Annotated in this window: 22 protein-coding genes; 11 read left to right on the top strand and 11 right to left on the bottom strand. The window is 62.8% G+C overall.

Going from position 1 to position 23,333, the window contains the following annotated elements; translation table 11 throughout:
• The first annotated feature begins 31 nt into the window (after positions 1-31).
• Complete coding sequence (locus CHU94_RS12325) at positions 32-802, top strand: TOBE domain-containing protein (protein WP_094480261.1); 771 nt, start codon at positions 32-34, stop codon at positions 800-802.
• 66 nt (positions 803-868) lie between these two features.
• On the opposite strand, the gene CHU94_RS12320 is transcribed toward CHU94_RS12325, so the two are convergent.
• The 10 genes from CHU94_RS12320 to CHU94_RS12275 form a co-directional block, all read right to left on the bottom strand.
• A complete protein-coding gene (locus CHU94_RS12320; RefSeq protein ID WP_094480259.1) occupies positions 869-1,756 on the bottom strand; it encodes an alpha/beta fold hydrolase in 888 nt (295 codons plus the stop codon).
• On the bottom strand, positions 1,753-2,829 hold the full coding sequence (locus CHU94_RS12315; protein WP_094480257.1) for a branched-chain amino acid ABC transporter permease: 1,077 nt from the start codon (positions 2,827-2,829) through the stop codon (positions 1,753-1,755). The genes CHU94_RS12320 and CHU94_RS12315 overlap by 4 nt, the downstream gene beginning before the upstream one ends.
• Positions 2,830-2,841: 12 nt before the next feature.
• Complete coding sequence (locus tag CHU94_RS12310; protein WP_094480255.1) at positions 2,842-3,825, bottom strand: branched-chain amino acid ABC transporter permease; 984 nt, start codon at positions 3,823-3,825, stop codon at positions 2,842-2,844.
• Positions 3,822-4,556, bottom strand: coding sequence for an ABC transporter ATP-binding protein (locus CHU94_RS12305; RefSeq protein WP_094480253.1), 735 nt, complete (start codon positions 4,554-4,556; stop codon positions 3,822-3,824). The genes CHU94_RS12310 and CHU94_RS12305 overlap by 4 nt, the downstream gene beginning before the upstream one ends.
• Entirely contained in the window at positions 4,553-5,320 is a 768-nt protein-coding gene (locus tag CHU94_RS12300; protein WP_094480251.1) for an ABC transporter ATP-binding protein, read from the bottom strand. The genes CHU94_RS12305 and CHU94_RS12300 overlap by 4 nt, the downstream gene beginning before the upstream one ends.
• 152 nt (positions 5,321-5,472) lie before the next feature.
• Positions 5,473-6,609, bottom strand: coding sequence for a substrate-binding domain-containing protein (locus CHU94_RS12295; RefSeq protein WP_094480249.1), 1,137 nt, complete (start codon positions 6,607-6,609; stop codon positions 5,473-5,475).
• A gap of 224 nt (positions 6,610-6,833) precedes the next feature.
• Positions 6,834-8,321 (bottom strand): sigma-54-dependent Fis family transcriptional regulator, encoded by a 1,488-nt coding sequence (locus CHU94_RS12290; protein WP_094480247.1) that lies wholly within the window; start codon positions 8,319-8,321, stop codon positions 6,834-6,836.
• A 103-nt stretch (positions 8,322-8,424) separates the two neighbouring features.
• Entirely contained in the window at positions 8,425-9,933 is a 1,509-nt protein-coding gene (locus CHU94_RS12285; RefSeq protein WP_094480245.1) for a tripartite tricarboxylate transporter permease, read from the bottom strand.
• Positions 9,933-10,442: a tripartite tricarboxylate transporter TctB family protein gene (locus CHU94_RS12280; RefSeq protein ID WP_094480243.1), complete on the bottom strand. Its 510-nt coding sequence runs from the start codon at positions 10,440-10,442 to the stop codon at positions 9,933-9,935. Before CHU94_RS12280 ends, CHU94_RS12285 begins: the two co-directional genes overlap by 1 nt.
• Positions 10,442-11,404, bottom strand: a complete 963-nt coding sequence (locus tag CHU94_RS12275; RefSeq protein ID WP_094480241.1) for a tripartite tricarboxylate transporter substrate binding protein — start codon at positions 11,402-11,404, stop codon at positions 10,442-10,444. The genes CHU94_RS12280 and CHU94_RS12275 overlap by 1 nt, the downstream gene beginning before the upstream one ends.
• 84 nt (positions 11,405-11,488) lie before the next feature.
• Here CHU94_RS12275 and CHU94_RS12270 point away from each other — a divergent pair, with 84 nt between their 5' ends.
• From CHU94_RS12270 to tolA, 10 genes are all read left to right on the top strand, one after another.
• Positions 11,489-12,166, top strand: a complete 678-nt coding sequence (locus CHU94_RS12270) for a response regulator transcription factor (protein ID WP_094480239.1) — start codon at positions 11,489-11,491, stop codon at positions 12,164-12,166.
• A 1-nt stretch (position 12,167) separates the two neighbouring features.
• Positions 12,168-13,589, top strand: coding sequence for a sensor histidine kinase (locus CHU94_RS12265; RefSeq protein WP_094480237.1), 1,422 nt, complete (start codon positions 12,168-12,170; stop codon positions 13,587-13,589).
• A 6-nt stretch (positions 13,590-13,595) separates the two neighbouring features.
• Positions 13,596-13,997 carry an RNA-binding S4 domain-containing protein gene (locus CHU94_RS12260; protein WP_094480235.1) on the top strand — a complete coding sequence of 134 codons (402 nt, stop codon included), beginning with the start codon at positions 13,596-13,598 and terminating at the stop codon, positions 13,995-13,997.
• Positions 13,998-14,097: 100 nt separating this feature from the next.
• Positions 14,098-15,213 (top strand): bifunctional 3,4-dihydroxy-2-butanone-4-phosphate synthase/GTP cyclohydrolase II, encoded by a 1,116-nt coding sequence (gene ribBA, locus CHU94_RS12255; protein WP_094480233.1) that lies wholly within the window; start codon positions 14,098-14,100, stop codon positions 15,211-15,213.
• 55 nt (positions 15,214-15,268) lie between these two features.
• Positions 15,269-15,736, top strand: a complete 468-nt coding sequence (gene ribH, locus CHU94_RS12250) for a 6,7-dimethyl-8-ribityllumazine synthase (RefSeq protein WP_094480231.1) — start codon at positions 15,269-15,271, stop codon at positions 15,734-15,736.
• Complete coding sequence (gene nusB, locus CHU94_RS12245) at positions 15,736-16,275, top strand: transcription antitermination factor NusB (protein ID WP_094480229.1); 540 nt, start codon at positions 15,736-15,738, stop codon at positions 16,273-16,275. The genes ribH and nusB overlap by 1 nt, the downstream gene beginning before the upstream one ends.
• A gap of 18 nt (positions 16,276-16,293) precedes the next feature.
• A complete protein-coding gene (locus CHU94_RS12240; protein ID WP_094480227.1) occupies positions 16,294-17,481 on the top strand; it encodes a pyridoxal phosphate-dependent aminotransferase in 1,188 nt (395 codons plus the stop codon).
• Between the two features lie 14 nt (positions 17,482-17,495).
• On the top strand, positions 17,496-18,197 hold the full coding sequence (gene tolQ / locus CHU94_RS12235) for a protein TolQ (protein WP_094480225.1): 702 nt from the start codon (positions 17,496-17,498) through the stop codon (positions 18,195-18,197).
• Between the two features lie 21 nt (positions 18,198-18,218).
• Positions 18,219-18,662 (top strand): biopolymer transporter ExbD, encoded by a 444-nt coding sequence (locus tag CHU94_RS12230; RefSeq protein WP_094480223.1) that lies wholly within the window; start codon positions 18,219-18,221, stop codon positions 18,660-18,662.
• A gap of 11 nt (positions 18,663-18,673) precedes the next feature.
• On the top strand, positions 18,674-19,633 hold the full coding sequence (gene tolA / locus CHU94_RS12225; protein WP_094480221.1) for a cell envelope integrity protein TolA: 960 nt from the start codon (positions 18,674-18,676) through the stop codon (positions 19,631-19,633).
• Positions 19,634-19,701: 68 nt separating this feature from the next.
• Here tolA and dnaE read toward each other — a convergent pair whose 3' ends face one another.
• On the bottom strand, positions 19,702-23,271 hold the full coding sequence (dnaE, locus tag CHU94_RS12220) for a DNA polymerase III subunit alpha (RefSeq protein WP_094481044.1): 3,570 nt from the start codon (positions 23,269-23,271) through the stop codon (positions 19,702-19,704).
• Positions 23,272-23,333 lie beyond the last annotated feature (62 nt).

Here is a 23,333-nt window from a genome sequence, read left to right as displayed (position 1 = left end):
TTCCAAAAAGGGATAGCGTAGCATAGCCGGTATGACACGCTCTTCTTCCCTGGCCGGCGCCCTGGGCCATGAGGCCGCAGACAAGCGCCTGGACATCCTGCGCCGCATTGGCCAGGCAGGCTCCATCTCCGAAGCCGCGCGCGGCGCAGGCGTGAGCTACAAGGCCGCCTGGCAGGCCATCGACACACTGACCAACCTGGCCGGTGCGCCGCTGGTGGAACGCACCGTGGGCGGCAGCGGCGGCGGCGGCGCCCAGCTCACGACCACCGGACAACAGCTTCTGGACGCAGCCGACACTCTGGCAACCCTGCGCCAGCAGGCGCTAGCCCAGGTAACGCAGCGCAGCACTTCCACGGACGGCGCAGCACCGCGCCTGGCGGGCTTGGGCCTGCGCACCAGCATGCGCAATCAGTTGCCCTGCCAGGTGCTGGCACTGCGGCGCGCCGGGCGCGCCGTACACGTCCGCCTGGGGCTGAGCGATGGCAGCACGCTGGTCTCGCGCATTACCCGCGAAAGCGCGGAACTACTGGGCTTGGCCGTGGGCGTGGAGGTGCTGGCACTGGCCAAGGCGACGGCGGTGGCCATCACGGCGGACCCCAACCAGGCAGCAGGACAGCCCAACCAATTGCATGGCACGGTGGCGCGGCTGGCGCGCTCCACCGCAGGGGACGAGGTGGTGCTGACGGTGGCCGGTGGACTGCAAATAGTGGGCTTTGCCGCGCCGGGCCTGCCGCTGCGGGTGGGCCAGGCAGCGGTGGCCCAGTTTGACGATGCGGCCGTGGTGCTGGCCGTGGGTGCTTAGCCCGGAAATGCTCCTATTTCAGGAGCTGCTTGCGCAGTATCCATAATGGTTATCGCCCTGTTTGGCTTAATTTCTGGCGAACCCAGCTTGGACCGCATCGATGAAGTCCGAGACCAGCGCGAGCTGCGAAGTCACATTCAATGCCGGCGCGTGGCCGCAGCCTGGCACTTCCACCAACTGCAAGCGCCCTGCACGGCCTGGCCCGCGCGTGGCCATGGCCTGCACGGTTTCTGGCAACACCAGATCGGACTCGGCACCACGCAGGCACAACACCGGCAGGCGGAGCTGATCGTAGTGGTCCCAGATGCGGTAGTCGTCAGGATGCTCGGTGAACTGCTGCACCATGGCGGGGTCGTAGTGCGGCGTCACACGGCCATCCGCCAGGCGGCGCACGGAGGTTTCGGTCAGGCGGCGCCACTGCCCGTCGCTGAGCCAGCCGTAGGGTTTGTAAACCTGGCGGAAAAAAGCCTCCAGCTCCAGCACTGTGTCAAACGCTGGCGGGCTGCCCGCGTAGGCGCGAATGCGGTCGATAGCCGCACGGGCCAATTCAGGCGCGTTGTCGTTGAGCGTGAGGCTGAGAATGCGGCCCTGCAGCTGCGGCTCAAACAGGCCACTGGCGCACACGGTGCCAATGGCGCCGCCCATGGAGGTGCCCACCCAATGGGCCTGCTCGATCTTCAACACATCCAACAGATCAGCCGCCATGCGTGCATAGAACTGCAAGCAGTACTCCTGAGCCGGATTGCGGCTCCATTGGCTCAGGCCGCGGCCCAGGGTGTCGGGACAAATGACGCGGTAGCGTGGGCTCAAGTGCTGGGCCAGCTCGTCCATGTCGCGGCCGGTGCGCGCCAGGCCATGCCAGGCAATAACCACTGGCGCATCGGCCGCGCCCCACGCGGTGTAGTGCAGCTCGTAGCCCGCGCAGCGCACGTAGTGGGAGGTGGGTGTGCTCATACTTGTCTCCCCCGGCTGGCCGCTGTCCGCAACCGCCCCACCACCCCGGTGGGAAAGTAATAGACCGACAGCACAAACAGCACGCCCAGCCACAGCAGCCAGCGGTCGGGCGACAGCAGCGCCGACAGCCAAGGCAGCGCACTGGCCGCCTCGCTGGCCAGACGCAGCAGGTCTTGCAGGTAGCTTTGGGCGATGAGGAACAGCACGGCCCCGACGATGGAGCCATACAGCGTGCCCATGCCACCAATGACAACGATGAGCAGCACGTCCATCATGATCTCGAAGGACAGCGAGGTGTCCGGCCCGTTGTAGCGCAGCCAAAGCGCCAGCATGGCGCCGGCCGCACAGGCAAACAGGGCTGAGAGGATGCTGGAGATGGTGCGGTACACCACTACGCGGTAGCCAATCGCCTCGGCACGGAACTCGTTTTCGCGGATGGCCTGCAACACGCGGCCAAAGGGCGAATTCACGATGCGCAGCAGCGCCAGGAACAGCACCGTGGCCACCACGAACAGCAGGTAGAAGCACAGCAGCCGGCCGTCCAGTGAAGCGCCCAGAAACGGTGTCTCGCTGAACTCGTAGCTGGGCGAGAGGATGGCCGGCACCTTGAAGGTCAGTCCGTCTTCGCCGCCGGTGAACTCATGCAGCTGCGAGGCCAGCGTAAGAAAGGCCGAGGCCACGGCCAACGTGATCATCGCGAAAAAGATGGCACGCACGCGCAACGAGAACAGGCCAATGAGCCAAGCCAGCAGCAACGAGACGACCAGCGACACCCCCAGCCCCAGCCCCAGCGCAGTCCAGGTGGCGCCCAGGCGCGTGGTGGCAATGGCAATACCGTAGGCGCCGATACCAAAGAACATGGTGTGCGCAAAGCTCACGATGCCGGTGTAGCCCAGCAGCAGGTCAAAGCTGGCTACCAGCACGATGAACACCAGCACCTTGGCCGCCACATTGAGCGCCTTGACGCCAGGAAACAAAAACGGCGTGAAGGCTAGCGCCAGCACCAGGGTGCCCAGCAGCAGTGCAAGCCAGCGGCTGCGCGGCAGGTCATTGGAAAGAATGCGGTTTAGCATGGGCTTTCCTCCTTATCGATTGGTCACGGGATAGACCCCCTGCGGTCGCCACAACAAAATGGCGACCATGAGGGCGATGTTGGAGAACAGTGCCACCTTTGGGGCAAGGAAGCCGGTGTAGTTGGCCATCAGCCCCACCAACAAGGCGCCAATCAGCGCACCGCCCGTGGAGCCCAAACCGCCGATGATGATGACGATGAAGATCAGCACATTGACCTGCGCGCCCATCTGCGGCGTCACGGTCTGCTGGTACAGGCCCCACATCACGCCTCCCAGACCTGCCAGCGCACTACCCACCACAAACACGCCGACAAACAGGCGCTTGATGCGGTAACCCAGGCTCTCCACCATCTCGCGGTCCTGCACGCCAGCGCGGATCAGCAAGCCCACCTTGGTACGGCCCAGCACCCAGGCCAGCGCGGCAAACACGGCCAGCCCCACCACCACCGCCATGAGGCGGTATTTCTCCACCGCGGCATCGCCCAGGTAGTAGGCGCCGCGCATGGCTTCGGGCAGCGGTAGCGGCAGTTGTGCCGGGCCCCAAATGACCTTGATGAGCTCCTCCCCAATGATCATGCCGCCCATGGTGATGAGAATCTGCTTCAGGTGTTGGCCGTACACAGGCCGCACAATAAAGCGCTCGAACACCAGGCCCAGCGCGCCTGCCACCGCCATAGCCACGAGCATGGCCGGGAACACCGCCACCAGGTTGCGCCACAGCTCGGCAGAACCCGTCCAGTCGCCCATGAGGCCCAGCACTGTGGTGGCTACAAAGGCGCCCAGCGCGATGAACACGCCATGGCCAAAGTTCAGCACGTCCATCAGGCCAAACACCAGCGTGAGACCGGAGGCAATGATGAAGATGATCATGCCCATGGCCAAACCCGCCACCGTAAGGGTGAGCCAGGTGGTGGGCGCGCCTATCAGGGGTAGCGCGATCAGGGCCAACAGCGGCACCAGCGCAAGCGGCTTCCAGTCGAAATCCAGTGTTTTCATAGCGCCAATCCCAGCAGCGATTGCTGCAGTGCTTCGTCTTCGGCCAGGGCCTGCATGCGGCCGGTGTGCACCACGCGGCCATCGTCCATCACGGCCACATGGTCGCCCAGGCGCTTGGCGAAGCTGATGTTCTGCTCCACCAGCAAAATGGTGGTGCCCGTCTGCTTGAGCTGGGCAAACGCATCGATCATGTTGTTGATGATGGCGGGCGCCAGGCCCTTGCTGGGCTCGTCCACGATGAGCAGCTGGCGCGGCTCCACGATGGCGCGGGCCACGGCCAGCATCTGCTTTTGCCCACCCGAAAGCTTGCCCGCCGGGTGGTTCCAGAATTTCTCCACCGCGGGGAAGAGCGAGAAAATCCACTTCAAGCGTTCACCATCGATGTGCTGCACACGCTTGGCCTTGCGGGCGGCCAACAGCATGTTTTCCTGCACGGTCAGGTCGGCAAAAATACCCATGTTTTCGGGCACATAGGCAATGTCCAGGCTGGCAATCTGCGGGGTCTCGGCGGCGGTGATGTCTTTGCCGTCAAACACCACACGGCCCTGGTTGGCGTGCCACAGGCCCATGATGGTGCGCAGCGTGGTGGTCTTGCCCGCGCCATTGCGCCCCAGCAGCATGGTGAGCTGGCCGCGCGGCACGGCCAGGTCCACGCCATGCAGGATGTGGTACGCGCCAATGTGGGTGTGCACGCCTTCCAACGTGAGCAGGTTGTTCGCTGCGGCGCTCATGCAGCCTCCTTGGCGCTCACGCCCAAATACGCTTCTTGCACAACCGGCGAAGCGATGACTTCGGCCGGGTCGCCATCGGCCACCAACGTGCCGTTGTGCAGCACGATGATGCGATCCGCCAGTTCGCGCACCACGTCCATCTTGTGCTCCACCAGCAGAATGATCTTGGTCGGATCTTGTTTCAGCGCACGGATCAGGTTGAGGATGACCGGCGCTTCGTCGGCACTCATGCCCGCTGTGGGTTCGTCAAACATGAACACATCGGGGTCCAGCGCCATGAGCAGCGCCACCTCCAGCTTGCGCTGGTCGCCATGCGGCAGGCTGGCCACGGTGGCATCTTGTTTGTCGCGCAATGCCACGGCCTGCAGGATCTCCAGGGCACGCTCGGTCAGGGCGCTGTGGTCACTCCAGATGCTCCAAAGATTGAGCCCACGCAAATGCTTGCCGTCCTTCGCGGCCTGCACGGCCAGGCGTACGTTCTCCAGCACACTGAGGTTGGGGAACAGGTTGGTGAGCTGGAACGCCCGGCCCAGCCCGGCGCGTGTGCGTGCCGAGGGGCTGAGGGACGACAGATTGGCGCCATTCAGATACACCCTGCCCTGCGTGGCCTGCAACTGGCCCGAGATCAGGTTGAAGTACGTGGTTTTGCCAGCGCCATTGGGGCCAACGATGGCGGTTAAGGTGCCAGGCAGGAAATTGCAGCTGACAGCATTCACCGCCACGTGACCGCCAAAGCGGATCGTGAGGTCTTTGGTTTCAAGCATATGGAGGGCTCCCAAAAGGATGGGAGCGGTGTAGCGGGCAGTTGTCAGGCAAGGCGCACGGAGCGCAGGAACCGGAACGTACTTGTGTACGTGAGGATTCCGAGCACCGCGCAACGCCGCATGGCGACTGCACGGTAGCCGGGCACATTCTTTTAGCGCTGATTACGAATCGGAACGGCCATCTCTTCGGCCTTGATCTCGCGGACCAGCTCAGGCACGCCCCAAGCAAAGGCCGGGTCCACCTTGATCTTGAAGTGGTACATGCTCTGCATGGCCTGGTGGTCTTCCTTGCGGAAGGTCATCTTGCCTTTGGGTGTGTCAAAGCTCATGCCTTCCATGGTCTTGATCAGCGTGTTGGCGCTGGTGTCGCCATTGCTGTTTTTGAGCGCGGTGACCACCGCCATGGCAGCACTAAAACCACCGGCGGTGAAGAAGTCCGGCGGGGCCTTGAACTGGCTGTAATGGCGCGACACCATGGCTTCGTTCACCGGGTTCTTGGGCATGCCAAAGTAGTAGTAAGCCGCGCCCTCCATGCCAGGGAACTGCTTGTAGGCCACCATAGCCGGCAGGATGTTGCCACCCGTGGCGATCTCGATGCCATGGCGCTTGAGGTCCATGTCGGCAATCTTGAAGGGGTTGCCACCAGCCCAGATGATGAAGATCACCTTGCGGCCGGGCTGGTCCTTCAACTTGTCAATCAGGCGCTGGCCGCCGGCCGTGAAGTCGGTGGTGGCAGGAGGCAGGTACTCCTCGTGCACCAGCTTGGCTTTCTTGATGGCTTCCTTGAAGGCCTTGACGCCATCACGGCCAAAGGCGCTGTCTTGCGCCATGGTGGCAATCGTCACACCGGCCTTGTCCAGCGCCACGGCATTGGCAATCGCGTCCTGGCTGCTGTTGCGACCGGTGCGAAAGATGTACTTGTTCCACTTGTCCCCGGTGATGGAATCGGCCACAGCGGGCTCCACCAGCAAGATCTTCTTGTATTCCTCAGCCACGGGCAGCATGGCCAGTGCCACGGGCGATGCCGTGGGGCCCACGGCCAGGTCCACCTTGTCGTCGCCATAGGCTGCGGCGAGCAAGCTCTTGCCTTGGTCGGGTTTGCCCTGGTCGTCTTTCTCGATCACGGTGATTTTTTTGCCGGCCACCGTCATGGTGCCGCCGGTGGCGTAGTCCAGCCCCATCATGAAACCGACCTGGGTCTGCTTGCCATAGGCTTCCAGCGGGCCGGTCTTGCTGTAGATGTGGGCGATCTTGATCTCCTTGGACTGCGCGAAGGCCGTGCCGGACATCAACGCCGCGCAAAGGCCTGCGGCAAAAAGTGTGGCCCGAGGGGCCCAGTGGCTTGGGTGCATGTCTGTCTCCTTGTATTGTGGTTTGACATGCAGTAATTTGCACAATACGTGCCACTACGCAAGTGCTTGATTTCACTCAGGATTTTTCTAAGCGACCATAAACAAGCACTCCAAATGTCTTATTTTTATACATTTCATGTGCATGAAATTTATGCACATGTTTATGTTTTAGACACTCCCAGACGCGCATACAAAGTGGCACGCGAGATGCCCAGTGCCTTGGCTACCGCCGCTTTGTTGCCGCCCAGGGCCACCATGGCATCACGGATGGCCTGCGCCTCCAAGGCAGCCACCTGCTCTGCCAATGGACGCACTGGCAGCGCCTCAGCAGCCCCAGCAGATGTCACCGGGGCGGTGCGCACAGGAGCTGCCTGCAGTGGCTGCACACCCGATTCGCGCAGCACCAAGGAAAACACCTCGGCCTCCACCCGTACCGACTCGCTGCGCATCACGGCCTGTTCCAGCACATTGCGCAATTCGCGGATGTTGCCGGGCCAAGGCTGCGCCTCCAACAAGGCCAGCGCTTCCGGGGTGAGTTCAGGCGGCGGCAGACCGCTGCGCAGGGCCACATCCTCACCCAGCACCTCCAAAAGCGCGGCGATGTCGGCCTGCCGCTCACGCAATGCAGGCACTCGAATGGGCAAGACATTGAGGCGATAGAACAAATCCTCGCGAAAGCTGCCCGCACGTACCAAGCCCGCCAGGTCACGGGAGGTGGCAGCAATCACGCGCACATTCACCGGCAGCAGCTTGTTGGAGCCCAGCGGCTCAATCTCGCCCTCTTGCAACGCACGCAGCAGCTTGCTTTGCAAGGCCTGCGGCATATCGCCAATTTCATCCAGAAACAGCGTGCCACCATCGGCCAGGCGGAACTTGCCGTCACGCCCCTTGCGGTCGGCTCCGGTAAAGGCGCCCGGTGCGTAGCCAAAAAACTCGGCCTCCAGCAGCGTCTCGGGCACAGCTGCAATGTTGACGCTGATGAAGGGGCCGCGTGCCCGACTGGATGCAGCGTGGATGGCATGGGCCAGCAGCTCTTTACCGGTGCCAGTTTCGCCCAGCAGCAGAACCGGGCTGCTGGAGAGCGCAGCGCGACGGGCATGGCGTTTGACTTCTACTGCGGCCGGACTCAAGCCGACAAAACTAGCAAAGGTGTATTTGGACTGGCGCTGCCCGGGGCTTTGCAGGCGCTGGGTGGCCAGCTCGCGGCGGGCGTCGTCCAGGTCGCGCTGCAAGAGCGCAAATTTGTCGATCAGGGGCTGCAGCGTGGTCTCGGCGTGGTCAAACAGCACGATACCCAAGGCCCCAATCACCTGCCCAGCCGCATCGCGCAGCGGAATACGGCTCACCACAAAGGTGCCAGCGCGGTTCGTCAGCAGATCGATGAGGATGGGCTTGCCAGTCTCCAGCACCTGGTGCATCTGTGTGTTGTGCACCACCATGGAGACCGGGTGACCGACAAAGTCTTCTTCGCGCTCAAAACCAAGGGCCGGCAAAAACCGTTTGTACTGCTCGTTGATCCAGACCACGCGGGCCTGCCGGTCCACCAGCATCATGCCTTCACTGGCGCTGGAGAACAGCGCAAACATGGAGCGCGCAGCCAGCTCCAGAATGCTCTGGGCGTCGCGCGGCAGGGAGTCTGAGGTGGGCATGCGACGATGTTAACGCAGGAACAGCCCCTGAATCGCTATGAATTCAGGAGCTGTTTGCGCAATATCCATGAGGGCTAGAGCCCTATTTCATGCCAAATTGCGGTCAGCCGATGGCCTCAATGTTTTTGCGCGACATGCGCTTGAACACGCGTGGCAAGACCAGCACGGCAGCCACCACCACCAGCAGCGTCAAGGACATGGGCCGCTGCAGGAACACCATGGCACTGCCCTCGCCAATGGACATGGCGTTGCGCAACTGCGCCTCCGCCAAGGGGCCCAGGATCATGCCCACAATCACCGGTGCGGTGGGGAAATTGAATCGGCGCATCAGCAATCCCAGCAAGCCCACGGCGTACAGCAAGAAGAGGTCGAACGCGCTTTGGCGCATGCCATAGGTACCCACTGTGGCAAAGATCAAGATGCCGGCGTACAACTGGGCTTTGGGCACCTTGAGCAGCTTGACCCACAGGCCCACCATGGGCAGGTTCAACACCAGCAGCATGATGTTGCCAATGTAGAGCGAGGCAATCAGCGCCCACACCAGGGCCGAGGAGCTGCTGAACAGCTGCGGACCGGGCTGGATGCCATAGTTCTGGAAGGCACCGAGCAACACTGCAGTGGTATTGGAAACCGGGATGCCCAGCGTCAACAAGGGAATCATGGCGGTGGTCACCGTCGCGTTGTTGGCTGCCTCCGGGCCAGCCACCCCTTCAATCGCGCCCTTGGTGCCAAATTCGGCCTGGTGCTTAGGCTTGGCCAGCTTTTTCTCGGTGGCGTAGCTCAGGAAGGTCGGGATCTCGGTACCACCGGCGGGGATACAACCAAACGGTGCGCCAATCGCGCTGCCGCGAATCCAGGCCGGGATGGAGCGTTTCCAGTCCGAGCGCGTCATGGTCACGCGGCTCATCTTGTTTTCGGTCTCCACCACCTTACCTTCAAACAGCACAGCGTGCAGGGCTTCGGCCACCGCAAACAGGCCCACGGCCACGAGCACGATCTCCACGCCATCGAGCAGCTCCGGCATGTTGCCGGTATAGCGCGCCTGGCCGGTGATCTGGTCCATGCCAATCAGCCCAATGGCCAGACCGATGAACAGGGCCGTAAGGCCACGCAGCGTGCTCTGGCCCAATACCGCACTCACGGTGGTGAAAGCCAACAGCATCAGGCAGAAATACTCAGGTGGGCCGAGCTTGACCGCGTACTCTGCCACCAGCGGTGCAAACAGGGTGACGACGATGGTGGCAATGGTGCCGGCCACAAAGGAGCCAATCGCCGCGGTGGCCAGGGCCGCCCCGGCACGACCGCTCTTGGCCATCTTGTTGCCCTCCATGGCCGTGACCATGCTGGAGGTTTCGCCCGGGGTGTTGAGCAGGATGGAGGTGGTAGAGCCACCGTACATGGCGCCGTAATAAATACCGGCGAAGAAAATCATGGAGGCCGTGGCCTCCACCTGGGTGGTGATGGGCAGAAGCATGGCCACTGCCGTGGCCGGCCCAATGCCAGGCAACACCCCCACAGCGGTGCCCAGTGCGCAGCCCACAAATGCCCACAACAAATTGACCGGCGTACCCGCCGTCATGAACCCCTGCAGGAGTTGGTTCCAAATATCCATCACAACCACCCGCTTTGCGTCAAACCTGGCAAGCTAATGGCCAGAAACTTGGTAAACATCCAGTACACCGGAGCGGAAATCAGCAGACCGACGACGGCGTCCAGCAACCAGGACCGTGCGCCCCCAGCGGGCTGTCCTTGGGACATGCGCACGCCCCGTGAAGCCAGCACAAAACACAAGGTGCAGCTAAAAATAAAGCCAATCGTGGTGATCAAAGCGCCATTCACCAGCAGACCCGCCGACATCCAGACAAAGCCTAGCCAGTACGGCGCTGGTTCATCTTCGTCAACCTCCAGGTCCCGAAAACCACCCGTGCGGGCCTCCCACAGGAGAAAGCCACCACACAGCAACAGAGCCACGGAGACCACCCAGGGCAGGAAGTCCGGGCCTACGCCCGCGTACCCTGCCTCCGAGGGAATGACCCAGGCCCCGCTGGCCAGCCCGAGTGCTATCAGGAGCACCCCCAGAGCCAACGCCGTTTGCTGGCGCACTTTGATCACCGCACGCATCACAACATGCCGGCCAGGTGCATCACACCGCGCAGGCTGGAGAACTCGTTGTCCACGAAGTCGTCAAACGCCTTGCCGGTCAGGACAGCCGGGGTCCAGCCGTTCTTCTCCAGCGACTCGGCCCAGGACTTGGACTTGGTGGCCTTGACCACCATCTCGGTCAGCGCTGCACGCTGTTCCGCCGTGATGCCGGGGGCCCCGTATACGGCACGCCAGTTACCCAGCACCACGTCAAAACCCTGCTCTTTCAAGGTAGGAATGTTGGGGATGCCGGGAAGGCGCTTCTCGGAGGTCACGCCGATCGCGCGCATCTTGCCAGCGGTGATGTATTCGGCAAATTCGCTGTAGCCGCTGCCGCCCACCGTGACGTTGCCGCCCAAGATGGCCGCAGTCGCTTCACCGCCGCCGCGGAATGCCACGTAGTTCACTTTCTTGGGGTCCACGTTGACCTTGGTGGCCAACATGGAAGCACAGATGTGCTCTGTGGAACCACGCGAACCACCGCCCCACTTCACGCTGCCGGGGTCTTTTTGCATTTGGGCGACCACATCCTTCATGGTCTTGAGCGGGGAGTCGGCTGGCACCACGAACACGTTGTATTCGCTGGTGATACGGGCAATGGGGGTCGCCTTGTCCAGGGACACCGCAGGCTTGCCCGTGATGATGCCGCCCACCATCACGGCGCCGGTGATCAACATGGCATTGGGGTCGCCCTTGGCTGCGTTGACAAACTGGGCAAGACCGATCACGCCGGCAGCGCCACCCTTGTTTTCGTACTGCACGGTGTCTGCTGCTTTGGCATCAATCAGGGCTTTGCCCAAGGCGCGGCCGGTGCCGTCCCAGCCACCACCAGGGTTGGCGGGGATCATCATCTTCAGGTTGGCAGCGGCACGGGCTGACAGGGGCAGAGCGCCAGCTGCGGCCATAACGGCCATGGACTTCAGAAAGGTATCACGACGCATGGGATGTCTCCTTGTGTTGAATGCAGGCCCTATGATGCGAGCCCAGCCTGTCAAACGGCTGTCCAAACGCCTAGGGAAAACCCCATGCATCTCTTGCTGATCGAAGACGACCCGGCCCTGCACACCACCTTGCAGCGCAGCCTGGTGCGCGCGCAAATGCGGGTGGATGTGTGCAGCGACGGCAGCCTGGCGCTGGACCACTGGCGTAGCGCCGAGCCCGACGTGGTGGTGCTGGACCTGAGCCTGCCCGGCATGGACGGCCTGGACATCCTGAAGACAGCTCGCGCCCAGGGTATGCGCACCCCGGTGCTCATCCTCACCGCCCGCGGCACCGTGGGCGACAAGGTGCTGGGCCTGAATGCCGGTGCCGACGACTACCTGCCCAAACCCTTTGACCTGGACGAGCTGGAAGCCCGGGTGCGCGCGCTCTACCGCCGCCATTCCGGTAGCACTGCCAGCAGCAGCCCTGACCTGCAATTGGGCAACCTGCGTCTGGACAAAAGCAGCGGCGCGCTCTACCACCGCCACCAGATCATGGACCTGAGCCCGCGCGAGCTGGCTCTGATTGCGGCGCTGATGGCGCGCCCCGGCCACGCAGTTAGCAAGGAGCGCCTGTTTGAGGTGGTTTTCCCCGGCGAGGCGGACGTGCAGTTTGAAGCTATCGAGGTCGTGGTCTACCGCCTGCGCAAAAAACTGGCTGCCACCGGTGTGGCCTTGGTCACCCTGCGTGGCCTGGGCTACCTGCTTAAGGCGGAAGGCTGAGATGCCCCCCAGCGACCGCGCGCCCCTGTCGCTGCGACGCAGCCTGCTGCTGGGCATTCTGCTGCCCATTCTGCTGTTTGTGGTGGTGGACACGATCAGCCTCTACCGCCAGGCCCTGGGTGCGGTCAACACGGCCTATGACCGCACTTTGCTGGCATCCGCCAAGGCGATCGGGGAATTGCTCGACATCGAGGGCGACGGCCCCCAGGCCCGGCTGCGGGCGCAGGTGCCCTATGCTGCCCTGGAGGCTTTTGAGGCTGACAACCGCAGTCGCATGAATTACCGCATCTCCGATGCTAGAGGGCAGTGGGTCGACGGCGCCGAGGACTTGCCCGCCTGGCGCGGCACTCTGCCCAACCAGGGACCGTATGCTGCTCTGGTGGATTTTTACGATGACACGTTCCGCGGCGACCCGGTACGTGTCGCGGTGCTGCTGCAGCCTGTGGCCACACGGCGCGAACGCACGATGGCCATGGTGCAGGTGGCCGAAACGCTGGAGCTGCGCCGCACCCTGGCGAGGCAGATCCTGATCGACACACTGCAACGGCAAGCCATTCTGATTACCGTCATTACCGCGGTTGTGCTGATCGTCGTGCAGCGAGTGACCCGCCCGGTGCGCCGCATGAGCAGCGAGCTGCAACAGCGCCCTGAAGATGACCTGACGCCCCTCAACGCCACCCACCTGCCGCTGGAAATTCGCCCCTTGACCGAAGCCACCAACCAGGTCATGCAGCGCCTGCAGCACCTGCTAGACCACCAAAAACGCTTCGTGCGTGATGCGGCCCACCAGTTGCGCACGCCGCTGGCGGTGCTCAAGGTGCAAGTGCAATCCGCGCTGCGCGGCGATGTAGCGCCGACCGAGGCCCTGCAGGAAATCCAGACCACTGTGGACCGCGCGACCCAGCTGGCCAACCAGATGCTCTCGCTGGCCAAGGTGGAGCAGGTCAAGCAGCAACAGGACTTCGCCACCATGGACTGGGCCGAACCGCTGCGCGCCGTGGCGCTGGATGTGTCGGCCCTGATTGCCGAGAAAGACCTGGACTTTGACATCCGCACCGAGACGTGCCTGGTGCACGCCCACGAATGGATGCTGCGCGAAATGGCGCGCAACCTGCTGCACAACGCGATACGCCTGAGCCCGCGGGGTGGCCGGCTCAGCGTGCGCCTGATGCCACAGGACGGCATGGCCGAGCTACACATCGAGGACAGCGGCCCCGGCATCTCGGATGAACTGCGCCTGCGCCTGTTCCAGCCCTTCGCAGCAGGCCACGCCCATTCGGGCTCCGGCTTGGGCCTCACGATCACACGGGAGATGGTCAAGGCACTGGGCGGCAGCATCACGCTCACCAACCTGTACGAACAGGGCTTGTGTGTGGGCTTGGACGCCTGTGTACGATTGCCCCTCCCCACCTCGCCCACCTGAACCCGCATGGACAGCACCCGCATCGACAAATGGCTCTGGGCCGCGCGTTTCTTTAAAACCCGCTCGCTGGCCACGGAGGAAGTGACCAAAGGCCATGTGCAGATGGCGCAGCATGACATCAAGCCGTCCAAGGAAATTCGTGCGGGTGATGTGCTGACCATTTGGCAAGCCAAGGTGCCACGCACCGTGATCGTCCTGGCGGTGAGCGACCAGCGCGGCCCAGCCCCAGTTGCACAGCAGCTGTACCAAGAAACGCCCGAAAGCATTGCCAAACGTGCCGAGATTGCCGAGCGCAACCGCTTAGCCGCTGAGCCAGCGCATGCCATTGCGCATGGCCGCCCCACCAAACGTGAGCGGCGCGCCCTGGACAAAGGCTGGGGCGACCGCTGGAGCGCATCTCTCGATTGACCCTTCGCAAGGCATTTGCACGGGGTTTGCGGCGATAATCGGGGCCACGCCTGCCATCGGCACGGCCTTGTTGGACCGCTCTTTTGAAAGTACTTCGCGCATGACTGCCTTCTCCCCTGTCCCCATTTCCCCGGTTGAAGACATCGTCGCCGACATGCGCGCAGGTCGCATGGTCATCCTGGTGGACGAGGAGGACCGCGAAAACGAAGGCGATCTGGTCCTGGCGGCCGACCACGTTACGCCCGAAGCCATCAATTTCATGGCCAAGTTTGGCCGTGGCCTGATCTGCCTGACGCTGACCCGCGAACGCTGCGAGTTGCTCAAGCTGCCGCCCATGGCCACACGCAATGGCACCAAACACAGCACCGCCTTCACTGTCTCGATTGAAGCCGCCGAAGGCGTGACCACCGGCATTTCTGCCGCTGACCGCGCCCGTACAGTGCAAGCCGCCGTGGCCAAAGGTGCCGTGGCCAACGACCTGGTGCAACCCGGCCACATCTTCCCGCTGCAAGCAGTGGACGGCGGCGTGCTCATGCGCGCCGGCCACACCGAGGCCGGGTGCGACCTGTCGGCCATGGCCGGGTGCACACCGGCTGCCGTGATCTGCGAAATCATGAAGGACGACGGCACCATGGCCCGCCTGCCTGACCTGCAGCTGTTTGCCGCCGAACACGGCCTGAAAATCGGCACCATTGCCGACCTCATCGAACACCGCAGTCGTACTGAATCGTTGATTGAAAAACTGGGCGTGCGTCCCATGCAGACTGCGTATGGCGAATTCATCGCCCATGCCTTCCGTGACACCACTGGCCAGGGCGTACACTTGGCGCTGGTCAAGGGTAGCTGGGATGCCAACACGGTGGTGCCAGCCCGCGTGCACGAGCCGCTGTCGGTGTTGGACGCGCTGGAGATCAACCGCTCCATGCACAGCTGGAGCCTGGACACCGCGCTGGCCCACATTGCCAAAGAAGGCCAAGGCGTGCTGGTGTTGCTGAACTGCGGCGAAACCGGTGAACAGCTGCTGGCCCAGTTTGAAGGCACGGCCCGCGCCTCGCAAGCGCCCGAGCGTGGCCGCATTGACTTGCGCACCTACGGCATTGGCGCACAGATCCTGCTGCAATGCGGTGTGCACAAAGTACAGCTCATGGGCAGCCCACGCCGCATGCCCAGCGTGACCGGCTACGGTCTGGAAATCACCGGCTACATCTGCAAATAAATCACATTGCGGGACAGCCCAACAGCGCTGTCCCCGACATGAAAGGACTCTGACTATGTTTGGCGCAGACAAAGGCATTACTGCCGAAGACCGTTTGAACGGCAAGAAACTCTCCATTGGCATCGTCCAGGCGCGCTTCAACGCGGGCATCACCGACGCCCTCTTCAATGCTTGCAAGACCGAATTGCTGGCCTTGGGCGTGGCTGACAAAGATATTGACCACGTCACCGTACCCGGCGCCCTGGAAGTGGCGGTGGCCCTGCAGGCCATGGCCGAGAAGGGCAAGTACGACGCACTGATCGCCTTGGGCTGCATCATCCGCGGCGAGACCTACCACTTTGAACTCGTGGCCAATGAGTCGGGCGCTGCGGTCACCCGTGTGGGCCTGGACTACCAGCTGCCCATCGCCAACGCCATCCTCACCACCGAAAACCTGGAGCAGGCCGAGGCCCGCCAGACTGACAAGGGCCGCGATGCTGCCCAGGTGGCCGTGGAAATGGCCAATCTGCTGGAGGCCATCTGATGAGCGACACCCCTACACCCACGACCGCCAAGCGCCCTCCCCGCCAGTCCCGCACCGGTCTGACCGCCACGGGTGCCCGCAAAGCCGCCGCCAAGTCGAACCGCACCCGCGCCCGCGAATTTGCGCTGCAAGGCCTCTACCAAAGCCTGGTGGGCCGCAATGCGGTGGACGACATTGACCCATTCACCCGCGACCTGGCCGGCTTCAACAAAGCCGATGCGGCCCACTTTGACGCGCTGCTGCACGGCTGCGTGGCACAGGGCGAGGCCATGGACGCCCTGATCGCCCCGCTGCTGGACCGTCCCTGGGCCGAGATTTCGCCCATCGAACATGCCGTAATGTGGATCGGCGTGTATGAATTTCAACATTGTCTGGATGTGCCCTGGCGCGTGGTGCTCAACGAGTGTGTGGAACTGGCCAAGGAATTTGGTGGCACCGACGGCCACAAGTATGTGAACGGCGTGTTGAACGGTCTGGCACCCAGCCTGCGTGCGCTGGAAGTGGAAGCCGACAAGGCCAAGAAACCCCGCAAGGCCTGATTGCGCCGCCACGGACCCATGCAAATCTCCACACGCGCACAGAATATTGAGCCGTTTTATGTGATGGAAGTGGCCAAGGCCGCCTCTGCCCTAGGTACCCAGGTGGCGAACACCGATGCGCCCATGGTGTTTCTCAACATCGGTGAACCCGACTTCACGGCGCCCCCCTTGGTGCAAGAAGCTGCAGAGCGCGCCGTGCACAACGGCAACTCGCAATACACCCCGGCCACCGGCCTGCCTCAGCTACGCGAGCGCATCAGTGCCTGGTACGCCAGCCGCTTTGGTGTGCAGGTGCCGGCCAGCCGGATTGTGGTCACGGCCGGTGCGTCGGCTGCGCTGCACCTGGCCTGCCTGGCCCTCATCGAGTCGGGCGACGAGATCTTGATGCCCGATCCCAGCTACCCCTGCAACCGCCACTTTGTGAGTGCGGCAGAGGGCAAGGCGGTGCTGGTTCCCACCACAGCCGCAGAGCGCTTCCAGCTCAGCGCGGCCAAGGTCGAGGCGGCCTGGGGCCCGCGCACACGCGGCGTGCTACTCGCTTCGCCGTCCAACCCCACCGGCACCTCCATCCATCCCGACGAACTGCGCCGCATCCACCAGGTCGTGCAAGCGCGTGGTGGCATCACGCTGGTGGACGAGATTTACCTGGCGCTAAGCCATGACAATCAGTTTGGCCAAACCGCGCTGGCGCTGGATGAGCACATCATCAGCATCAACAGCTTCAGCAAGTACTTCAACATGACCGGCTGGCGTCTGGGCTGGATGGTGGTGCCCGAGGTACTGGTACCCGTGGTGGAGCGCCTGGCGCAAAACCTGTTCATCTGCCCCAGCACCATCGCCCAACATGCGGCCCTGGCCTGCTTCGAGGACGCCAGCATTGCGCTCTATGAGCAGCGCCGAGCCGAGTTCAAAGCGCGGCGCGACTACTTCATTCCCGCACTCAATGCCCTGGGTCTCAAGGTGCCGGTGATGCCCGATGGTGCGTTTTACGCCTGGGCCGATTGCTCGGAACTTTGCCAAAAGCTGGGCATCAAGGACAGCTGGGACTTTGCGTTTGAGGTGATGAACCGCGCCCATGTGGCCATCACGCCGGGGCGCGACTTCGGCACGGCGCAGACGGCCCAGTTTGTGCGTTTTTCCACCGCCAGCTCGATGAAACAATTGGAAACAGCGATTGCCCGCTTGCGTGCGATGCTCTCCACCTGACCACCTGAACCATCCTGATGAACCAAGACCTCTCCATCCTCCATTTGGTCCTCAACGCCAGCATCGTGGTGCAGGCCGTGATGCTGCTGTTGATGCTGGTGTCCATTGCCAGCTGGGCTGCCATCTTTCGCAAGCTGTTTGCGCTGAACCGGGTGAAAGCCCAGAACGAGGCGTTTGAACGCGAGTTCTGGTCGGGCTCCAGCCTCAACGACTTGTTCAGTGCGGCCAGCAAGAATGCACAGCAGTGCGGCCCCATGGAACGCATTTTTGCCAGCGGCATGCGCGAGTTTCAAAAGCTGCGCGAACGCCGCGTCGCCGATGTGGGCACGCTGATGGACGGTGCTCGCCGCGCCATGCGTGCGAGCTTCCAGCGCGAGATGGACTCGGTGGAAAGCAACCTTTCATTCCTCGCCTCCGTCGGCTCGGTCTCACCCTATGTCGGCCTGTTTGGCACCGTGTGGGGCATCATGCACGCCTTCACCGGCCTGGCCTCGCTGCAGCAGGTAACCCTGTCCACCGTGGCCCCCGGCATTGCCGAGGCGTTGGTGGCCACCGCCATCGGCCTGTTTGCCGCCATTCCAGCGGTGGTGGCCTACAACCGTTTCGCACGGGACCTGGACCGTATTGCCATCCAGCAAGAGACCTTCATCGAAGAGTTCTCCAACATCCTGCAGCGCAATGTGAGCGCGCAGGCCTCGGCCCCGGCTGCCCGCTAAGCCAACGCCAGGAGCCACTCCATGCCCGCTGTAGCCGGACGCGGCCGAGGCCGCCGCACCATCAACGAGATCAACATGGTGCCCTTCATCGACGTGATGTTGGTGCTGCTGATCATCTTCATGGTCACCGCACCGCTGATCACGCCCAGCATGATCGACCTGCCCAGTGTGGGCAAGGCGGCACGCCAGCCCGACCAAATCATCCAGATCGTCATTGGCAAGGATGACAAGCTGGAGATGAAGGTGAAAGAGCAAACCACCTCCATCGTCCTCAAGGACGTGGCGGCCGCCGTCAAACGTGCGCAGGCCAATGCACCGGCCCCTAAGGACGGCGCCGCAGCCAACTCGGCCGTGGTCATTAGCGCCGACAAGGCCGTCAAGTACGAAAGTGTGGTCCAGGTGATGGACACCCTGCAGCGCGCGGGCATCCAGCGCGTGGGCCTGTCGGTACAGCTGGCGAACTGATACACCGCGACATGAGCGCCACACGCCACCACCTGGAGTTTGCCCCGCCCGCCACGCCGGGTTTGGTGCGTGCCGTGCTGCTGGCACTGGTGGCCCACCTGGTACTCGTCGCTGTACTGGCTATCGGCGTGGCCTGGAAACGCGAGACTCCGCCCGTAGCCGTGGAGGCCGAACTCTGGGCCGCAGTGCCGCAAGAGGCAGCCCCCCTGCCGCCAGAGCCGGAACCCGAGCCCCCCGAACCAACGCCCGAGCCCCCGCTGCCGACCCGCCCTGTACCGCCGCCCGCGCCACCCGTCGTGGACGCGCCCAAGGCGGCCGACATTGCACTGGCCAAAGAGAAAGAAAAGGAAAAGGCACGCCAGGAAAAAGAGAAAGAGCTGCAACAGGCCAAGCTGGAGCAGGAGCGTAAAGACAAACTGCAACGTGAGAAGCAAGCGGCCGACAAGCTGGCTGCGGAGAAGCTGCGCAAGGAGCAGGACGCCAAAGCCGCCCGCGAAAAGGCAGAGAAACTCGCCAAATCGGAGAAAAACGACAAGGCCAAAGCTGAGGCACTGGCCAAACAAAAGGCCGCCAAAGCAGCCGAACTGGCAGCCCAGAAAAACCGTGAAGACCAGCTCAAACGCATGGCCGCCTTGGCCGGCGGCGAGACCACTGGCTCCGGCGGCACTGGCACAGCAGCCAAAAGTGCAGGCCCCGGTGCCAGCTACTTCGGACGGGTGGCGGCCCGCATCAAGCCCAATGTGACGTACACCGACATCATTTCGGGCAACCCGGTCACCGAAATTGAAGTGTCGCTGAGCCCCAGCGGCGACATCCTGAGCCGCCGCATCAGCAAGCGCAGTGGCAACGCCGCCTGGGACAACGCCGCCCTCAACGCCATCGACAAGACCGAAAAGTTGCCCCTGGACAATGGCAAGGTCTGGTCACCGATGGTAATTGTGCTGTCACCCCAAACGCTGCTAGGCCCCTGAGCCCCGCAATTGCTACAAATTTAGTAGCTTTTCGCGCAGTATTCACGGGGCCTAGAGACCTAAAAGGCTTATAAATCGTAGACGATGGCGGCTTTGCCTTGGTAGGCTTGGGCGCGCCAACTGGCCAGGGCTGCATCGCTGGGGAAGAACTTGCCGCGTTCGTCCAGATGCAGGTCCACCGCCGCGCCCTCCAGCTCACCGGCAGGCGTCAGGCACTGGAGCTGCAGGCGCACCGGCAAGCCACGCACCAACTCGCCTTGCTCCGACATTTCGCGCTGTGCCGGAAACTCACGCAACAAGGCGTGCAGATCCGGCGCACGCTGCGGCCCACCCAGCTGCACCGCCACACGCAGAAACTTGCCAAAGCGGCAGCGCGCCTGCTCCAGGCTCCACACTTGCTGCAATACAAACCGCGCCGCAAAGCCATTGCGTCCCGGTTGCAGGCGGCCGCTCACAATCACCAGCGTGTCATCGCGCAGCAGCTCACTGTAGGTGGTGAGCATGGTTTCGTCTGCGGTGGCTTCAATGGCCGCGGATTTGTCATCCAGGGTGAAGATGCCCACCTTGCCGCGGTTGCCGTTGATGACCTTGAACCCACTGATGATGCCGGCCAACACCTGGGGTTCGCGGGTTTCCAGCACCTCTTCAATCGGCCGCTTGGCAAATCGGCGTACTTCCATCGCCATCTCATCAAACAGGTGACCTGACAAGTAGAAACCGACCGCAGACTTTTCTTGTGTCAGCTGTTCGCGCACGCCCCAAGGCAGCACTTCCACCAAATCAGGCTCCTGCGTGCTGGAGCCATGGTCGTCTTCGCCGCCCATGTCAAACAAGCCATGCTGGTTGGCATTCGCGGCACTGGCTGCGGCAAAGTCGAAGGCGCGGTCCATGCTTTCCACCAGGGCCGCACGGTTAAGGTGGATGCTGTCAAAAGCCCCCGCCTTGATGAGTGCCTCCACGCATCGCTTGTTCAGGCGCGTGCGGTCGACCCGGCGCGCAAAGTCAAACAGGCTCTTGAAGGGCCCCGCCTCTTCGGTGGGACCGCGGCCTTCCCGCGCGGCGACGATGGCCTGGATGGCTTGCTCGCCGGTGCCCTTGATCGCGCCCAGACCGTAGCGGATTTCCTTGTTCGAGATCGGCTCGAAGCGGTACACGCCACGGTTGATGTTGGGCGGCTCAAAGCTCAGGCCCATGCTTTCTGCGTCTTCAAACAACACCTTGAGCTTGTCGGTGTCGTCCATTTCCACAGTCATGTTGGCACAGAAGAACTCGGCCGTGTAGTGCACCTTGATCCAGGCCGTGTGGTAGGCCAGCAGCGAGTAGGCGGCGGCGTGCGATTTGTTGAAGCCGTAGCCCGCAAACTTCTCCATCAGGTCGAAGACTTCGTCGGCCTTCTCCTGCGGAATGCCATGGGTCTTGAGCGCACCGGCGCGGAAGATGTCCCGGTGCTGGTCCATCTCCTCTTTCTTCTTCTTGCCCATGGCGCGGCGCAGCAAGTCGGCACCGCCCAGCGAGTAGCCGCCCAGGATCTGCGCGGTCTGCATCACTTGCTCCTGGTAGACCATGATGCCGTAGGTCTCGCTCAGCATCTCAGCCACGGCCGGGTGCGGGTACTCCACCTCCTCTTTACCGTGCTTGCGTGCCACGAAGCTGGGGATCAGGTCCATCGGGCCCGGGCGGTACAAGGCGTTCAGCGCAATCAGGTCTTCCAGGCGGCTGGGCTTGGCATCCACCAGCATGCGCTGCATGCCCACGCTTTCAAACTGGAATACGGCCTCGGTCTTGCCCTCACTGAACAGGCGGTACACCTTGGCATCGTTGAGCGGCAGGTTTTCATACGCAAAGTTCTCCTGGCCAGGATGGCGCTTCATGATGAACTCGCGCGCAATCTCCAGGATGGTGAGCGTGGCCAGGCCCAAGAAGTCGAACTTCACCAGGCCAATCGCTTCCACATCGTCCTTGTCGTACTGGCTCACCGCAGACTCGCTGCCGGGCTGCTGGTACAGCGGGCAAAAATCGGTCAGCTTGCCGGGCGCAATCAGCACGCCCCCGGCGTGCATGCCGATGTTGCGGGTCATGCCCTCCAGCTTGCGGGCCAGCTCCAGCAGCGTCTTGACGTCTTCCTCTTTCTCCTCGCGCTCGGCCAAGATGGGCTCGGCCTCAGTGGCATAGACGTACTTGTCGCTCTTCTTGCCGTCCGTGGGCGGCAGCTGCAGCGTGACGTTGGTGCCCGGCTTGTTGGGGATCAGCTTGCTGATGCCGTCGCAAAAGGTGTAGCTCATGTCGAGCACACGCCCCACATCGCGCACCACGCCGCGCGCAGCCATGGTACCGAAGGTGGCAATCTGGCTCACGGCATCTTTGCCATACTTGTCCTTGACATAGTCGATCACCAGGTTGCGGTTGGTCTGGCAGAAGTCGATGTCGAAGTCGGGCATGGACACCCGCTCAGGGTTCAAAAACCGCTCGAACAGCAGGTTGTACTGCAGCGGGTCCAGGTCAGTGATCTTGAGCGCATACGCCACCAAACTGCCCGCACCCGAACCACGGCCCGGCCCCACCGGGCAGCCGTTGTTCTTGGCCCAGTTGATGAAGTCACCCACGATCAAAAAGTAGCCCGGAAAGCCCATTTTCAGGATGGTGGCCAGCTCGAACTCCAGGCGCTCCACATACCGCGCCATCTGCGCCTCGCGCTCGTCCGCCTTGGGGTAGAGGTGCAGCATGCGCTCTTTCAAGCCCTCAAACGACGCGTAGCGAAAATACTCCTCCGGTGTCATGCGCTGGCCGTTGACCTCGGGCGTGGGGAAGTCGGGCAGCTGCGGCTTGCCCAGCACCAGCGTCAGGCTGCAACGCTTGGCGATCTCCAGCGTGTTGGCAATTGCCGAGGGGATGTCGGCGAACAGCGCCTCCATCTGGGCCGCGCTCTTGAAATACTGCTCGCGTGTGAAACGCCGCACCCGCTTGGGGTTGCTCAGAATCTCGCCGTCGGCAATACACACCCGGGCCTCATGCGCCTCGAAATCATCGGGTTCGGTGAACTGGATGGGGTGTGTGGCAACCACCGGCAGCATCATGCGCGCGGCCAGTTGCACCGTGGCCACCACATGGGCCTCGTCATCAGCACGACCAGCCCGCTGCACTTCCAGGTAAAAGCGATGCGGGAACACGCTGGCCAGTTGCATGGCCGCTTCGTAAGCGCGGGCCGTGTCACCCTGCACCAGCGCCTGCCCCACCGGGCCGGCCTGTGCACCGGCCAGGCAAATCAGGCCCTCGTTCAGCTCTTTCATCCAGGCCATCTTCACCACGGCCTGGTTCTTCACCACGTTTTTCGTGAACGCGCGCGCAATCAGCTCCGAGATATTCAGGTAACCCTGCTTGTTCTGCACCAGCACAATGATGCGTGACAGTGCAGCCGGGTCACCGCCCAGCCCTTCGATGATGAGCTCGGCGCCGATCAGGGGTTTGACCCCTTTGCCCCGGCCTTCCTTGTAGAACTTGATAGCGCCGAACAGGTTGTTCAGGTCGGTGATGGCCATGGCCGGCTGGCCGTCCTTGGCTGCCGCCTTGATCACCTCGTCGATGCGGTTGGTGGAATCCACCACGGAAAATTCGGTGTGCAGGCGCAGGTGTACAAACATGGCTTGATTGTAGTTTTGCCGCCGCCGCCACACGCCTGCCGACACAGGGCGATGCGGCACAA

It is taken from the genome of Rhodoferax sp. TH121 (assembly GCF_002251855.1).
In the GTDB taxonomy this organism is placed as follows: domain Bacteria; phylum Pseudomonadota; class Gammaproteobacteria; order Burkholderiales; family Burkholderiaceae_C; genus Allorhodoferax.
This window is presented reverse-complemented; position numbering and strand designations above follow the sequence as displayed.

Coding starts and splice junctions, on each gene's coding strand:
- CHU94_RS12325 (WP_094480261.1), top strand. CDS start 32: ATGACACGCTCTTCTTCCCTGGCCGGCGCCCTGGGCCATGAGGCCGCA.
- CHU94_RS12320 (WP_094480259.1), bottom strand. CDS start 1,756: ATGAGCACACCCACCTCCCACTACGTGCGCTGCGCGGGCTACGAGCTG.
- CHU94_RS12315 (WP_094480257.1), bottom strand. CDS start 2,829: ATGCTAAACCGCATTCTTTCCAATGACCTGCCGCGCAGCCGCTGGCTT.
- CHU94_RS12310 (WP_094480255.1), bottom strand. CDS start 3,825: ATGAAAACACTGGATTTCGACTGGAAGCCGCTTGCGCTGGTGCCGCTG.
- CHU94_RS12305 (WP_094480253.1), bottom strand. CDS start 4,556: ATGAGCGCCGCAGCGAACAACCTGCTCACGTTGGAAGGCGTGCACACC.
- CHU94_RS12300 (WP_094480251.1), bottom strand. CDS start 5,320: ATGCTTGAAACCAAAGACCTCACGATCCGCTTTGGCGGTCACGTGGCG.
- CHU94_RS12295 (WP_094480249.1), bottom strand. CDS start 6,609: ATGTCCGGCACGGCCTTCGCGCAGTCCAAGGAGATCAAGATCGCCCAC.
- CHU94_RS12290 (WP_094480247.1), bottom strand. CDS start 8,321: ATGCCCACCTCAGACTCCCTGCCGCGCGACGCCCAGAGCATTCTGGAG.
- CHU94_RS12285 (WP_094480245.1), bottom strand. CDS start 9,933: ATGGATATTTGGAACCAACTCCTGCAGGGGTTCATGACGGCGGGTACG.
- CHU94_RS12280 (WP_094480243.1), bottom strand. CDS start 10,442: ATGCGTGCGGTGATCAAAGTGCGCCAGCAAACGGCGTTGGCTCTGGGG.
- CHU94_RS12275 (WP_094480241.1), bottom strand. CDS start 11,404: ATGCGTCGTGATACCTTTCTGAAGTCCATGGCCGTTATGGCCGCAGCT.
- CHU94_RS12270 (WP_094480239.1), top strand. CDS start 11,489: ATGCATCTCTTGCTGATCGAAGACGACCCGGCCCTGCACACCACCTTG.
- CHU94_RS12265 (WP_094480237.1), top strand. CDS start 12,168: ATGCCCCCCAGCGACCGCGCGCCCCTGTCGCTGCGACGCAGCCTGCTG.
- CHU94_RS12260 (WP_094480235.1), top strand. CDS start 13,596: ATGGACAGCACCCGCATCGACAAATGGCTCTGGGCCGCGCGTTTCTTT.
- ribBA (WP_094480233.1), top strand. CDS start 14,098: ATGACTGCCTTCTCCCCTGTCCCCATTTCCCCGGTTGAAGACATCGTC.
- ribH (WP_094480231.1), top strand. CDS start 15,269: ATGTTTGGCGCAGACAAAGGCATTACTGCCGAAGACCGTTTGAACGGC.
- nusB (WP_094480229.1), top strand. CDS start 15,736: ATGAGCGACACCCCTACACCCACGACCGCCAAGCGCCCTCCCCGCCAG.
- CHU94_RS12240 (WP_094480227.1), top strand. CDS start 16,294: ATGCAAATCTCCACACGCGCACAGAATATTGAGCCGTTTTATGTGATG.
- CHU94_RS12230 (WP_094480223.1), top strand. CDS start 18,219: ATGCCCGCTGTAGCCGGACGCGGCCGAGGCCGCCGCACCATCAACGAG.
- tolA (WP_094480221.1), top strand. CDS start 18,674: ATGAGCGCCACACGCCACCACCTGGAGTTTGCCCCGCCCGCCACGCCG.
- dnaE (WP_094481044.1), bottom strand. CDS start 23,271: ATGTTTGTACACCTGCGCCTGCACACCGAATTTTCCGTGGTGGATTCC.